Origin of the sequence: Candidatus Protofrankia californiensis (assembly GCF_900634765.1) — a bacterium.
Taxonomy (GTDB): domain Bacteria; phylum Actinomycetota; class Actinomycetes; order Frankiales; family Frankiaceae; genus Protofrankia; species Protofrankia californiensis.
Map to the genome: position 1 here is coordinate 9,036 of NZ_CAAAFT010000444.1, position 13,802 is coordinate 22,837.

The window sequence follows — 13,802 nt, forward strand, 5'->3', positions numbered from 1 at the left end:
CAGCTGGACGCTCGTCCCGGCGCTACGCGCGATCTTCGCACCACCGCCGGGACGCAGCTCGATGGCGTGCACCACCGTGCCGGTCGGGATGTTGCGCAGTGGGAGGGAGTTGCCGGGCTTGATGTCGGCGGTCGTGCCCGAGCTGACCACGTCACCCTGCTTGAGCTTCACCGGGGCGAGGATGTAGCGCTTCTCGCCGTCGGCGTAGTGGAGCAGCGCGATCCGGGCGGTCCGGTTCGGGTCGTACTCAATGTGGGCGACCTTGGCCGGCACGCCGTCCTTGTCCCGCCGAAAATCGATCAGACGGTAGGCGCGCTTGTGGCCACCGCCCTGGTGCCGGGTGGTGATGCGCCCGTGGACGTTGCGACCGCCCTTGGAGTGCAGCGGGCGGACCAGCGACTTCTCCGGGTGGTCACGAGTAATCTCGACGAAGTCGGCGACGCTCGAGCCACGGCGTCCCGGCGTCGTCGGCTTGTACCTACGAATCCCCATCGTTATCCACCGTGTCCTAGTCCCCGCACGCCAGGCCCAGCAGGCCCCTGGCTGCGTACTCGTCGGCTTGCATGTCACGCACCGGGACCTCCGAAGATCTCGATGGAGTCTCCCGGCGCCAGACTGACCATGGCCCGCTTGGTGGACTTGCGCTGGCCCCAGCCGGTGCGCGTGCGCTTGCGCTTGCCCGAGCGGTTGCTCGTGTTGACGCTGAGCACCCGGACGTTGAATATCTGCTGGACCGCAATCTTGATCTCGGTCTTGTTCGCGTCCGGGCGGACGATGAAGGTGTAGACGTTCTCGTTCAGCAGGCCGTAGCTTTTTTCGGACACGACCGGCTTGATGACCACGTCGCGCGGGTCGGGGATCACTTGGCTTCCTCCTCGGCTTCCGCGTCGTCATCGGACCCGGCCGGCGCCTGGGCCCCCGACACTTCCGGTGCGTCGGTCGCGGCGGTGGCAGGCCTTACCCCACGGCCACGGGAGGCCGGCGCCTGCGAACGGTCCAGGAACGCGGCCAGGGCACTGCGGGTGAACACCACGTCGTCGCTGACGAGCACGTCGTAGGTGTTGAGCTGGCCGGGGTCGAGCAGATGCACGGCAGGAACGTTGCGCAGGCTCTTCCAGGTGAGCTCGTCGTTACGAGCCGCCACCACCAGCACCCGGCGGGTATCCGTGATCGTCCGCAGGGCCGTGAGCGCGGCCTTCGTCGACGGTGTGTCACCGATCAGCAACGACGACACGACATGCACCCGCTGGTTGCGCGCCCGGTCGGACAGGGCGCCGCGCAATGCGGCGACCTTCATCTTCTTCGGCGTCCGCTGGTCGTAGGAGCGGGGCTTGGGACCGTGGACGATGCCACCACCGGTGAACTGCGGAGCACGCAGCGAACCCTGCCGGGCCCGACCGGTGCCCTTCTGCCGGTACGGCTTACGCCCACCGCCGCGGACCTCGCCGCGGGTCAGCGTGGAGTGGGTTCCCTGCCTGGCTGCCGCGAGCTGTGCCACCACCACCTGGTGGATGAGCGGCACGTTCACCGCCACGTCGAAGATCCCGCCCGGCAGTTCGACGCTGCCGGCCTCACCGCCGACAGGGGCGTGGACGACGACCGTCCGAGTCTGGGGCGGCGCGCTCTGGTCGTCGTCGCCCGCACCCCGCGACCGCCTACGCGCTGACGCCGTCACGGCGCTCATGCCGATACCTCCTCGCTGGACGTCGCGGCGCTGCCGTCGGCGGGTGCCTCGGCGGCGGCCGTCTCGGCGACGGGCTCGAAGTCCGCCGGCGCGGGACGCTTGGCCGCGCTGCGGACGAGCACCAGGCCACCGTCCGGGCCGGGAACCGCACCCTTGATCAGCAGGAAGCCGCGGTCGGTGTCGACGGCGTGGATGCTCAGGCCCGCAATGGTGACCCGCTCGTGCCCCATCCGCCCGGCCATCCGCAGGCCCTTGAAGACGCGGCCGGGGGTGGCGCACCCGCCGACCGAGCCGGGCGAGCGGTGCTTGCGCTCGACACCGTGGCCGGCGCCGAGGCCCTTGAAGCCGTGCCGCTTCATCACACCGGCGAAGCCCTTGCCCTTGGATGTGCCGGTCACGTCCACGATGCTGCCCGTGGAGAAGACCTCGCCGGTCAGCTCCTGGCCAGGGCGGTAGTTGGCGGCGTCCGCGGTGCGCAGCTCCACCAGATGCCGCCGCGGCGGCACACCCGCGCGCGCGAAGTGGCCACGCAGCGGCTGGGTCACCCGGCGGGGGTCGACCTCGCCGTAGCCGAGCTGGACCGCCGAGTAGCCGTCCCGATCCGGTGTCCTGACCTGCGTCACCACGTTCGGCCCGGCTTTGATCACCGTGACCGGAACGACGCGGTTGTTCGCGTCCCATACCTGGGTCATCCCGAGCTTGGTGCCCAGGAGCCCCCTGTAGTTGCGATTGAGCATGACTGCGCCGGCCCCTTTAAAGCTTGATCTCGATGTCGACACCGGCGGGAAGGTCGAGCCGCATCAGCGAGTCGACCGTCTTCGGTGTCGGGTCAAGAATGTCGATCAGCCGCTTGTGCGTACGCATCTCGAAGTGCTCGCGGCTGTCCTTGTACTTGTGCGGCGACCGGATCACGCAGTAGACGTTCTTCTCCGTCGGCAGCGGCACCGGTCCCGCGACCTGCGCACCAGTCCGCGTCACCGTCTCGACGATCTTTCGTGCCGAGCTGTCGATGATCTCGTGGTCGTAGGCCTTGAGCCGGATGCGGATTTTCTGTGCCGCCATGGTGGGCTTCGCCTGTCCTGTCTGTCTCGTCCGGCTCGCAGGCCCTGCAGGGTCCGTTCCTTCGCCGGAGCTGCCGCCGGATGTACCGCTTGTTGTCAGGTGCGTGCACTGCGCAAGCGGCGGGCCGTATGCCCCGGATCGGGCATACCGGGCCCGCCGCCGCGGTGGCTACTTCAGGATCTTGGTGACGCGACCGGCACCGACGGTGCGACCGCCCTCACGGATGGCGAACCGCAGACCTTCCTCCATGGCGATCGGCTGGATGAGCTCGACCGTCATCTCCGTGTTGTCACCCGGCATGACCATCTCGGTACCCTCGGGGAGGGTCACCACACCGGTCACGTCGGTGGTCCGGAAGTAGAACTGCGGACGGTAGTTGTTGAAGAATGGCGTGTGACGACCACCCTCGTCCTTGCTGAGGATGTAGACCTGCGCCTCGAAGTTGGTGTGCGGCGTGATCGACTTCGGCTTGGTGACGACCTGGCCGCGCTCCACGTCCTCGCGCTTCACACCACGCAGGAGAAGGCCGACGTTGTCACCGGCGCGCCCCTCGTCGAGCAGCTTGCGGAACATCTCCACGCCGGTGACGGTCGTCGTGGTGACGTCCGGCCGGATGCCGACGATCTCGACCGTCTCGCTGACCTTGACCACACCGCGCTCCACGCGACCGGTGACGACCGTGCCACGACCGGTGATCGTGAAGACGTCCTCGATCGGCATGAGGAAGGGCTTGTCGATGTCACGCTCGGGCTCCGGGATGGAGTCGTCGACAGCCTGCATGAGCTCGAGGAGCTTGGCTCCCCACTCCTTGTCGCCCTCCAGCGCCTTGAGCGCCGAGACCCGCACCACCGGCACGTCGTCGCCGGGGAACTCGTACGAGCTGAGCAGCTCCCGGACCTCCAGCTCGACGAGCTCGAGGATCTCCTCGTCGTCGACCATGTCGGCCTTGTTCAGCGCCACGACGATGTAGGGCACGCCGACCTGGCGGGCGAGCAGCACGTGCTCCTTGGTCTGCGGCATCGGGCCGTCGGTCGCCGACACGACCAGGATCGCACCGTCCATCTGCGCCGCACCGGTGATCATGTTCTTGATGTAGTCGGCGTGGCCGGGGCAGTCGACGTGGGCGTAGTGCCGGTTGTCGGTCTGGTACTCGACGTGGGCGATCGAGATCGTGATGCCGCGGGCCTTCTCCTCCGGCGCCTTGTCGATCTGGTCGAACGGCGTGAAGGGGTTCAGATCCGGGTGCGCGTCGTGCAGGACCTTGGTGATGGCCGCGGTCAGCGTGGTCTTGCCGTGGTCAATGTGACCGATGGTCCCGATGTTGACATGCGGCTTGTTCCGCTCGAACTTCTGCTTCGCCACGGGTGTCCCTCCAAGGACGGGTGGTGTCGTGCCGTGCTAGTGATCCCTGGGACCTCCGGCGACGCGAGATCTGTGATCACGTCGCCTTCCGGCCACTGGTAGCCTGCTAATGATCAGTGGTGGTGCCGGATTCGCGAGCGGTACCGCTACGTCCGGTCACCGGTCACTCCCCACGTGCCTTTGCGATGATCTCCTTCGCGACCCCCGCCGGAACCTCGGCATAGGAGTCGAACTGCATCGAGTAGACGGCCCGGCCCGAGGTCTTCGACCGCAGGTCCCCGACATAGCCGAACATCTCGGACAGCGGGACGATCGCCTTCACGATGCGTGCACCGGACCGTTCGTCCATGGCCTGGATCTGCCCGCGCCGCGAGTTCAGGTCGCCGATCACGTCACCCATGTAGTCCTCGGGGGTGGTGACCTCGACCGCCATCATCGGCTCGAGCAGCACCGGGTCGGCCCGCCGCGCCGCCTCCTTGAACGCCATCGAACCGGCGATCTTGAAAGCAAGCTCGGACGAGTCGACGTCGTGGTACTGACCATCGGTCAGGGTGACCTTCACGTCGACGAGGGGGTATCCGGCGAGCACGCCGAACTCCATCGCCTCCTGACACCCGGCGTCGACCGACGGGATGTACTCACGCGGGATGCGACCGCCGGTGACCTTGTTCTCGAACTCGTAGCCGCCGCCGTCGCCGCCGGAGGGCTCGAGATCGATGATCACCCGGGCGTACTGCCCGGAGCCACCGGTCTGCTTCTTGTGCGTGTAGTCGACCTTCTCGACCTTGCGCCGGATGGTCTCCCTGTAGGCGACCTGCGGCTTACCGACGTTGGCGGTGACGCCGAACTCGCGGCGCATCCGGTCGACGAGCACGTCGAGGTGCAGCTCACCCATGCCCGCGATGATCGTCTGCCCGGTCTCATCGTCGGTGCGGACCTGGAAGGTCGGGTCCTCCTCCGCCAGACGGCCGATGGCCGTTCCCAGCTTCTGCTGGTCGGCCTTGGTCTTCGGCTCGATCGCGACGCTGATGACCGGGGCCGGGAAGGTCATCGACTCCAGGATGATCGGGGTGTTGGGATCGCACAGCGTGTCACCGGTCGTGGTGTTCTTCAGACCGACGACGGCGACGATCTGACCCGCTCCGACGCCCTCGCGGTCCTCCCGGTGGTTGGCGTGCATCTGCAGGATGCGGCCGATCCGCTCCTTGCGGTCCTTGGTCGAGTTCAGCACCGGGGAGCCCGCGGTGAGGCGTCCGGAGTAGACCCGGATGTAGGTCAGCTTCCCGACGTAGGGGTCCGTCATGATTTTGAAGGCGAGCGCGGCGAACGGTTCGTTCTCGTCCGGTTCGCGGGAGACCTCGCTCTCCTCGCGGCCGATGGCGTGACCGACGGTGACACCGATGTCCAGCGGGCTCGGGAGGAAGTCGACGACGGCGTCGAGCATGGGCTGCACGCCCTTGTTCTTGAACGCCGACCCGCACAGGACCGGGTTGACCGAACCGGTCAGCGTGGCCCGGCGCAGTGCCGCCCGCAGCTGCTCCTCGGTCGGCTCCTCGCCCTCCAGGTAGAGCTCCATCAGGCTGTCGTCGTTCTCGGCGACAGTCTCGACGAGCTTGTCCCGCCACTCCTGCGCGGCCTCGACGTGGTCGCGCGGGATGTCAACGGTCTCGTAGGAGGCGCCCTTGTCCTCGGTGTGCCAGAGCAGGCCCTTCATCCGGACCAGGTCGATGACGCCCTTGAAGTCGGCCTCGACACCCCACGGCAGCTGGATGACGGCCGGGGTCGCGGCGAGCCGGTCGACCATCATCTCCACACACCGGTGGAACTCCGCGCCGACCCGGTCCATCTTGTTGACGAACGCGATCCGCGGGACGTCGTAACGGTCGGCCTGGCGCCAGACGGTCTCGCTCTGCGGCTCGACGCCGGCCACGGCGTCGAAGACCGCGACGGCACCGTCGAGGACACGCAGCGACCGCTCCACCTCGACCGTGAAGTCGACGTGCCCCGGAGTGTCGATGATGTTGATGGTGTGATCGCGCCAGGTACAGGTGGTGGCAGCGGAGGTGATGGTGATCCCCCGCTCCTGCTCCTGCTCCATCCAGTCCATGGTGGCGCCGCCATCGTGGACTTCACCGATCTTGTAGTTGACGCCGGTGTAGAACAGGATCCGCTCGGTGGTGGTGGTCTTGCCCGCGTCGATATGGGCCATGATCCCGATGTTGCGGGTCGAGGCCAGCGCGGCATGTACGTCAGCAGACATTGTTGGTTACCAGCGGTAGTGAGCGAAGGCCCTGTTGGACTCCGCCATCTTGTGGGTGTCCTCGCGCCGCTTCACGCTCGCGCCGAGACCGTTACTGGCGTCGATCAGCTCGTTCATGAGGCGCTCGGTCATGGTCTTCTCACGCCGCTGCCGGGCGTAGCCGACAAGCCAGCGCAGCGCGAGTGTCGTACTCCGGCTCGCGCGTACCTCGACCGGTACCTGGTAGGTGGCGCCACCGACCCGGCGGCTGCGCACCTCCAGGGTCGGCTTGACGTTGTCGAGAGCGCGCTTGAGCGTGACCACGGGGTCGTTGCCGGTCTTCTCCCGAGCGCCCTCCAGCGCCCCGTAGACGATCCGTTCGGCCAGCGACTTCTTGCCGCTCAGGAGAACCTTGTTGACCAGCGCTGTCACCAGCGGTGAGCCGTAGACCGGATCGACGACGACGACGTGCTTGGGAGCCGGGCCCTTGCGTGGCATCAGGCCTTCTCCTTCTTTGCTCCGTACTTGCTGCGTGCCTGCTTGCGGTTGCGGACACCCTGCGTGTCCAGCGTCCCACGAACGATCTTGTAGCGGACGCCCGGAAGGTCCTTCACTCGGCCGCCGCGCACCAGGACGATCGAGTGCTCCTGCAGGTTGTGCCCCACCCCCGGGATGTAGGCGGTGACCTCTATCCCGCTGTGGAGCCGGACCCGGGCAACCTTGCGCAGCGCCGAGTTCGGCTTCTTGGGCGTGGTCGTGTAGACGCGGGTGCACACGCCACGACGCTGCGGGCTCCCCTTGAGCGCCGGGGTCTTGGTCTTTTCGACCTTGTCCTGCCGGCCCTTGCGGACCAACTGCTGGATCGTCGGCAACGCCGCTCCCGTTCCTGTTCCGTTCCTGCCGGTACCTGCTGTTATGTCAGCTGTGTCCGACCCACGCGGTCGGGCGTGTCGCAATCCCTGGGAAGACCGGAACAACCGGGACGGTCTGCCATGGGAGTACGCCCGCCCGCCTTCGTGAAGGCCGGGTCATCCCCGTCACCGCCGGCCCGGCAGGACGGGCCACAGTGCCATGGGATGGCGCAAGACACAGGTCAACCTTGCAACGCATAGCGCCGCAGAAAGCGAGACTACAGACCCGGCAACGGCTGTGTCGAATCGGGGTACGGCAAACGCCTCGAGGACCACGACATCCCGGTCGGCAGGTCGTGCTGTCGCGGCGCCGAAAGGCTGCAGGCCGCAGTCTAGTCCGGCAGTTTCCGCAGCTTGCAGACGAAGAAGCCCTCGAACGCCGGGCCCGGCAGGATGCGCCGGGCGCCGGCAAGCGCCGGATGGAAGGTCTCGGTCCGCCAGTGCCGCAGACCCGGCCGCCATGCGCCCGGCGCGAAGCCGTCGATGTCGACCTCGATCGGGCACACCTCGACGGGATGGTGACGCAGAAGGTAGCTCAGCGGCGCCTCGTTCTCCTCCGGGCCGAACGTGCAGGTGGAGTAGACGAGGATGCCGCCGGGACGCAGCAGCCGGCAGGCCGCCACCAGCATCTTGCGCTGCAGCCAGCCATAGTCGATCACTCGCTGCTCGGTCCAGTACCGCAGCGCCGAGGACTCCCGCAGATCGACCAGGCCCTCACCGCTGCACTGGGCGTCCAACAGCACCCGGTCGAAGCGCTCGGCTATGAACTTGTCGGCGTACTGCGCGGGGTGACAGGTCGTCTCGGCGAGGCGGACGTGGAACTGCTGGGTGACCTCGCGCAGCTTGTCCAGCCGGGGTCTGATGGCGTCGTTCGCCCACAGGCGCGCGTCATTGCCGACCAGTGCCGCGATGTGCGCCGTCTTGCCGCCCGGCGCCGCACACAGATCGATGATCGACCCGGCCGGTGCGGGCTCGAGGGCCAACGCGGGCACCAGGCTCGAGATGTTCTGGATATAGGCGTGGCCGCCGCCGAACACCTCCGACCGCGACAGCACGCGCTTGTCGCCACGCAGGAGATAGCCGTCGGGGCACCAGCCGAGCGGGTCGAGGGTGAGCCCGAGATCCGCGATGGCGCGGTGGACTGCATCCACGCCCAGCGGTGAGAGCTGGTTGACCCGGACACCGGTACGGCGGTCCAGGCACAGACGGTCGACCACCTCGGACTCGGCCAGCTGAAGGATCTCGGACAACCGCCGCACGAACAGCGTCCGCTTCCGGCTCACCCAACCCCCTGCCACGTCCTGATCGCGCCGCCGGCCACGGGTACGCCGGTCCGGCAACACCGTCTCCATCGCCAAAATACCCACCATCGGTCCGGCCACCAGCCGGTGACGGTACCGCGGACGCCCTGCCGGTCACGCCCGTGCGATTCATCCGACACCGGCCTTGATACGCCTGGCATGCCGAGCGTATCGAGGGTCACAGGCCCGACCCAGCCGCGCCGGTCCGGTTGCCGACTGCGGCCGCGGGCAGCGGTCGGTGCGCCTGTTTTCCCGGGCCGGCGCCGCCGGCCCCGGTTACCCCCGCCGGCACCCCTGACCACCTGCGAAAACGCCGCGGGCCGCAGCGTCACCAAAAAAAATTCCCCGCCGCATCACAGCTTTTGTCGCATCGCACATGTCGTGTTCGAGACCAAATACTTGGGTACTGCGAAAGCTGTGATCCGAGTCATGATGTTGGATCCTTGCCCAGTAATCGGCGTCCCGATAACTTCGGTTTTGTCACCGTCAAGTTCGGCTGACCACGATGGAGGACAGATGCCCACTTCTTTTCAGCCCCCCGACTGCGCAGAAATTATCCCGTCAAGCACCTTCGGGCTGGTTATAGAGGTATCCGAGGACGTGGAGATATCCGTTTTCAGTGGAACGGAAGAAGCTGCTGAAAAGCCGATCCTGGCATCGCTGGTCACCCGCGCCCCGCAGCCGGATGACGGCCACGACAACCAGCTTCTGAGCATCCATCCCGGCCCTGACGCCGACACCGACCCGATCCCCGACCCGATCCCCGATCTGGAAACGGCGGCCGACAGCGCCGAGAACGCAACGAAAACCCCGCCCAGCGACGGCTGAGTTCCGGACCAGTACCAGGCAAGCGGCTCACAATGACGACATCTCGCCGGTCGTCCACCGGGACCAGCGGGTGGATCGGGCAGCCGAACCACCAACAGACCTCGGCGGGGACGACATTCCCGAAGACCACCGCCACTGTATCCTGGCTGTACGGACGCCTGTTCGCCTGGCTCACCGGGAATCCCGCGGCCGCCCGCGTCGAGCATTTCATCCGGGACCAGAACAAGGCGACCGTCGCGCACGCCGCTCTTTCTCTGCTGGGTTCGTCGGCACTGGTGGTCGCCCCGTTCGCAATTCGGAACCTGATCGACGGATGGCTCCTGCGGCTGCGGACGAGCGGCATACTCCTACCGGTATTCCTCATACTCGGCGCCTTTGTGCTCAGCGCCGCCGTGTCGACGGTGCGGTACATACTGATCGGCTATTTCAGCGAGAAGCTCGCCCTGCGGATCCAGCGCGACCTGCACCAGCACGCGATCGCGCTGCCGTTCCCCCACTTCGCCCGGGCCCGGCACGGTGATGTCGTCACCCTCTTCACCATCGACACCGCTAAGGTCCAGACCGCGGCCGCGGTCTGTCTGCCCGCCATCGCGACCATGGCGGTCGAACTCGTCGTCTCCGGAGTGGTCGCATACCTGCTCCAGTGGCGCCTCGCGTTCGCCGTGGCCGTGATCGGCGTGATTCCACTCGTCCTGCTGCGGCTGGTGCGTGGACGCGTCCGGGCCATCAGCAGGGTGGAGATCGAACGGCACAGCCGCATGGTCGATCATCTCGTCGAGCTGACCGGGCCGGTGGGAGCGCTGCACATGCGCGCCTTTCGCGCGCAGAGCGCCGGCCAGGAGGAGTTCGAACGGCTGGGCTCGGCCATTTCGACAGCCGCCCGCACCCGCGTGCAGGTCTTCGCCCGCCTGCAGCTCATCGCCGCGGGAAGTTCGGTGCTGGCAACCATGACCGTGATCGGGTTCGGGGTGTGGCTCACCCTGGATCAGACGATGACGGTCGGCACTTTCGTGGCGTTCCTCAGCGTGCTCCTCCTGGCATTCCGTTCCATTGCAGGCTTCGCCAACCTGCGTACCCAGCTCTTCGACGGCGAGTCCTCCCTCATCCGCATCCTGGCCTTTCTCGACATCCCGCTGGAGCCGGCGCCCGCGGCTGACCGCAGCAATGTCAGACCATTGGCGACGGCCGATCGGCCACACCCGCCAAAGAGCACTCCGGCGCCGACGGACCCAGCGGCCCCCAGCCCCGAAAGCACTCCCAGACCACCGGTTCACGGCGATCTCGTCCTGGAGAACGTCTCCTACTCCTACGCGCCCGACGTACCGGCTCCCAGCTGGGCCGTCCGTTCCGTCGACATCGTCGTGGAGCGCAGCGAAATGGTGGCTGTCGTCGGATTCAGCGGCGCCGGGAAGACCACGCTCTGCCATCTCGCGAGCGGCCTGCTCACCCCCACCAGCGGGCGCGTCCTGCTCGGCGGCCGTGATGCCGCCGGGCTTTCCCCCACCGCGGGCCGAGCCGCCGTCGGCCTGGTTTCGCAGGAACCGTTCATCCAGCGCCGTACCGTTGCGGAGAACCTCCGCTTCGGGAATCCGGCTGCAACGACCGACGAGCTCTGGGCCGCCCTGGAGGCGACCGGTCTGGTCACGCTCGTGCGCTCCCTTCCGGAGGGAATCCACACGCCGCTGGGACACAGCGGTTACCAGATCTCCGGTGGGGAGCGGCAACGGCTGTCCATCGCCCGCGTACTCGTTCAGAATCCGCGAACCGTCATCCTCGACGAGGCCACGTCGAACCTTGACACGCTGACCGAGGATCTCCTGCGCGCCTCCCTCGAACGTCTTCTCGCCGATCGCAGCTGCCTCGTCGTCGCCCATCGGGCGACGATGACCGTCGCCGCCGACCGCATCTACGTACTGGAAAACGGCACAGTGATGGAGGCCGGCCCACACGACCGGCTCATCCGCAGCGGCGGTATCTACGCCCGGTTGACCCGTGGACCGGCGGAGAGGACGTCGAGGAAGGAAGCGAAGAAGGAAAGGAACGGCGGCCGGTAGGACCGCCGGAGGAACCACCGCAGAACCATCGGAAAACTCACCGGAAAACACTTGTGCCCGGACCGCATGCCATAGCGGTCCGGGCACAAGTGTTGGAGCGGTTGTCCTCGCAGACGGCTGTCACCCGCTGTTGCCACCACCTGCTGTTGTCACCACCCACTGTTGTCACCGGCTCGGCGGTCATTCACCGGCAATCCGGCTCCACACGGCAGGCGGCCCGGGTGGGCGCCCAACGAGGACGCTCACCCGGGCCGCCTGGTAGTCCGGGGATCCGGGGCAGAAGGACCTACCGGTAGTCGCCTCCGGTGCTGCGGTAGTCGAAGTCGTCCAGCGGAACGGCCTGGCCGCTGCCGGTACCGAACGCGCCGTACTCCACGGTCGCACCGTCCTCGTACGCGCCCACCGAGTACATCGACGCCCGCGCCTCCTCGGTCGGCTCGACCCGGATGTTGCGGTACCGGGAAATGCCGGTACCCGCCGGGATGAGCTTACCGATGATGACGTTCTCCTTCAGACCGACCAGCGAGTCCGACCGGGCGTTGATCGCGGCATCGGTGAGCACCCGGGTCGTCTCCTGGAAGGACGCGGCCGACAGCCACGACTCGGTTGCCAGGGACGCCTTGGTGATACCCATGAGGACCGGGCGGGCCGAAGCCGGCTGACCGCCGGACTCGACCACCCGACGGTTCTCCTCCTCGAACCGGGCCCGCTCGACCAGTTCGCCCGGCAGGAGCGTGGTCTCCCCCGACTCCAGCACGTTCACCCGCTTGAGCATCTGCCGGATGATGATCTCGATGTGCTTGTCGTGGATCGACACACCCTGCGAGCGGTACACCTCCTGGACCTGGTCGACCAGGTGGAGCTGCACCTGACGCGGGCCGAGGATCCGCAGCACCTCGTGCGGGTCGACCGCACCGTCGACGATCTTCTGACCGACGGCGATGTGCTGACCCTCCTCGACCTTCAGCCGCGACCGGCGGGACACCGGGTAGGAGATCTCCTCGCTACCGTCATCGGGAACGATCACAACCTTGATGGTCTTCTCGGTCTCCTCGATGCGCACCCGCCCGGAGACCTCGCTGATCGGGGCCTTGCCCTTGGGGGACCGGGCCTCGAAGAGCTCCACCACCCGGGGCAGACCCTGGGTGATGTCGTCACCGGCAACACCACCGCTGTGGAAGGTACGCATCGTCAGCTGCGTGCCGGGCTCACCGATCGACTGGGCGGCGACGATGCCGACGGCCTCGCCGACATCGACGAGCTTCCCGGTCGCCAATGACCGGCCGTAGCACTGTGCGCAGACACCCATCCGGGCTGCGCAGGTGAGGGCGGAACGCACCTTCACCGACTCGATCCCGGCATCGATGATCTTACTGATGACCACGTCACCGAGGTCGGCGCCGGCTGGCACCACGACATCGCCAGCGGCGTTGACCGCGTCCGAGGCGAGTGTCCGCGCGTAGGCCGCGGTCTCGGCGTAGCGGTCGCGGACGAGTACGCCGTCCGCTCCCTTGCGCGCGATGCGGGTGGCGATACCCCGTTCGGTGCCGCAGTCGTCCTCGCGGACGATGACGTCCTGGCTGACGTCGACCAGACGCCTGGTCAGGTACCCGGAGTCCGCGGTCCGCAGCGCCGTGTCGGCCAGACCCTTACGGGCGCCGTGCGTGGAGATGAAGTACTCCACCACGCTCAGCCCTTCGCGGAAGTTCGCCTTGATCGGACGCGGGATGATCTCACCCTTGGGGTTGGCGACCAGTCCACGCATCCCGGCGAGCTGCCGGATCTGCATCATGTTCCCGGCGGCCCCGGAATTGACCAGCACGGCGACCGGGTTGGTCTCCGGGAAGTTGGCCTCCATGGCCTCGGCGACCTTGTTCGTCGCCTCGTTCCAGATCTGGACCAGCTCACCACGACGCTCGTCGTCGGACAGGAAGCCCCGGTCGAACTGCTTCTGCACCCGTTCGGCCCGCTGCTCGTACTCGTCGAGGATCTGCGCCTTGTTCGGCGGTGCGACAACGTCCTCGATCGCGACGGTCACTCCCGAGCGGGTGGCCCAGTAGAAACCGGCGCTCTTCAGCGCGTCCAGCGTCGCGGCCACCTGGATCTTCGGGTAACGCTCCGCCAGGTCGTTGACGATGACGGCCTGGGCCTTCTTGTTCATCAGGTAGTTGAGGAACGGGTAGCCCTCGGGGAGCGCCTGGTTGAGCAGGCAACGACCAAAGGTGGTCTCCAGGATGAACGGGTCGCCGCTGACCCAGCCGGGCGGCGGGGTCCAGTCCCGTGGCGGCGTGGTGTCGCGGAGCCGAACCTTGATCTTCGCCTGTAGGTCGATCTCCTTGGCGTCGAAGGCCATCTGTGCCT

General features: G+C 67.3%; 12 protein-coding genes and 1 pseudogene. 2 read left to right on the top strand and 11 right to left on the bottom strand.

All coding sequences use genetic code 11. The features are described 5' to 3' along the window. The 10 genes from rplB to DD1DGNOD_RS23055 all read right to left on the bottom strand — a co-directional run. On the bottom strand, positions 1-492 hold a 492-nt coding region (gene rplB / locus DD1DGNOD_RS23010), incomplete at its 3' end, for a 50S ribosomal protein L2 (RefSeq protein WP_131771021.1). 74 nt (positions 493-566) lie between these two features. Beyond that, positions 567-863, bottom strand: a complete 297-nt coding sequence (gene rplW, locus DD1DGNOD_RS23015; protein ID WP_131768534.1) for a 50S ribosomal protein L23 — start codon at positions 861-863, stop codon at positions 567-569. After that, positions 860-1,684 (bottom strand): 50S ribosomal protein L4, encoded by an 825-nt coding sequence (rplD, locus tag DD1DGNOD_RS23020; RefSeq protein ID WP_131768535.1) that lies wholly within the window; start codon positions 1,682-1,684, stop codon positions 860-862. Before rplD ends, rplW begins: the two co-directional genes overlap by 4 nt. Next, positions 1,681-2,421: a 50S ribosomal protein L3 gene (gene rplC / locus DD1DGNOD_RS23025; protein ID WP_131768536.1), complete on the bottom strand. Its 741-nt coding sequence runs from the start codon at positions 2,419-2,421 to the stop codon at positions 1,681-1,683. The genes rplD and rplC overlap by 4 nt, the downstream gene beginning before the upstream one ends. Positions 2,422-2,437: 16 nt before the next feature. After that, positions 2,438-2,746 (bottom strand): 30S ribosomal protein S10, encoded by a 309-nt coding sequence (gene rpsJ / locus DD1DGNOD_RS23030; RefSeq protein WP_013875113.1) that lies wholly within the window; start codon positions 2,744-2,746, stop codon positions 2,438-2,440. A 168-nt stretch (positions 2,747-2,914) separates the two neighbouring features. After that, positions 2,915-4,108, bottom strand: coding sequence for an elongation factor Tu (tuf, locus tag DD1DGNOD_RS23035; RefSeq protein ID WP_131768537.1), 1,194 nt, complete (start codon positions 4,106-4,108; stop codon positions 2,915-2,917). Positions 4,109-4,271: 163 nt separating this feature from the next. Next, the gene (gene fusA / locus DD1DGNOD_RS23040; protein ID WP_131768538.1) at positions 4,272-6,368 is read right to left on the bottom strand and encodes an elongation factor G; all 2,097 of its coding nucleotides are present in this window, start codon (positions 6,366-6,368) and stop codon (positions 4,272-4,274) included. Between the two features lie 6 nt (positions 6,369-6,374). Beyond that, on the bottom strand, positions 6,375-6,845 hold the full coding sequence (rpsG, locus tag DD1DGNOD_RS23045) for a 30S ribosomal protein S7 (RefSeq protein WP_047221565.1): 471 nt from the start codon (positions 6,843-6,845) through the stop codon (positions 6,375-6,377). After that, positions 6,845-7,219, bottom strand: a complete 375-nt coding sequence (gene rpsL / locus DD1DGNOD_RS23050) for a 30S ribosomal protein S12 (RefSeq protein ID WP_047221564.1) — start codon at positions 7,217-7,219, stop codon at positions 6,845-6,847. Before rpsL ends, rpsG begins: the two co-directional genes overlap by 1 nt. 371 nt (positions 7,220-7,590) lie before the next feature. Continuing rightward, a complete protein-coding gene (locus DD1DGNOD_RS23055; RefSeq protein ID WP_131768539.1) occupies positions 7,591-8,628 on the bottom strand; it encodes an RsmB/NOP family class I SAM-dependent RNA methyltransferase in 1,038 nt (345 codons plus the stop codon). 447 nt (positions 8,629-9,075) lie between these two features. Between DD1DGNOD_RS23055 and DD1DGNOD_RS23060 the strand changes: the two genes are divergently transcribed. Both DD1DGNOD_RS23060 and DD1DGNOD_RS23065 read left to right on the top strand, forming a co-directional pair. Continuing rightward, positions 9,076-9,387 carry a hypothetical protein gene (locus DD1DGNOD_RS23060; protein WP_165035238.1) on the top strand — a complete coding sequence of 104 codons (312 nt, stop codon included), beginning with the start codon at positions 9,076-9,078 and terminating at the stop codon, positions 9,385-9,387. Between the two features lie 32 nt (positions 9,388-9,419). Beyond that, on the top strand, positions 9,420-11,441 hold the full coding sequence (locus DD1DGNOD_RS23065; RefSeq protein WP_131768541.1) for an ABC transporter ATP-binding protein: 2,022 nt from the start codon (positions 9,420-9,422) through the stop codon (positions 11,439-11,441). 286 nt (positions 11,442-11,727) lie between these two features. Here the strand turns inward: DD1DGNOD_RS23065 and DD1DGNOD_RS30125 are convergent. Then, positions 11,728-13,802 (bottom strand): annotated as a pseudogene (locus tag DD1DGNOD_RS30125) (DNA-directed RNA polymerase subunit beta'); the annotation flags it as partial.

Excerpts from the sequence above, each read along its gene's own strand:
- DD1DGNOD_RS23055 (WP_131768539.1), bottom strand. The coding sequence starts at position 8,628 with ATGGTGGGTATTTTGGCGATGGAGACGGTGTTGCCGGACCGGCGTACC.
- rpsJ (WP_013875113.1), bottom strand. The coding sequence starts at position 2,746 with ATGGCGGCACAGAAAATCCGCATCCGGCTCAAGGCCTACGACCACGAG.
- rplD (WP_131768535.1), bottom strand. The coding sequence starts at position 1,684 with ATGAGCGCCGTGACGGCGTCAGCGCGTAGGCGGTCGCGGGGTGCGGGC.
- rpsG (WP_047221565.1), bottom strand. The coding sequence starts at position 6,845 with ATGCCACGCAAGGGCCCGGCTCCCAAGCACGTCGTCGTCGTCGATCCG.
- fusA (WP_131768538.1), bottom strand. The coding sequence starts at position 6,368 with ATGTCTGCTGACGTACATGCCGCGCTGGCCTCGACCCGCAACATCGGG.
- DD1DGNOD_RS23060 (WP_165035238.1), top strand. The coding sequence starts at position 9,076 with ATGCCCACTTCTTTTCAGCCCCCCGACTGCGCAGAAATTATCCCGTCA.
- rplC (WP_131768536.1), bottom strand. The coding sequence starts at position 2,421 with ATGCTCAATCGCAACTACAGGGGGCTCCTGGGCACCAAGCTCGGGATG.
- DD1DGNOD_RS23065 (WP_131768541.1), top strand. The coding sequence starts at position 9,420 with ATGACGACATCTCGCCGGTCGTCCACCGGGACCAGCGGGTGGATCGGG.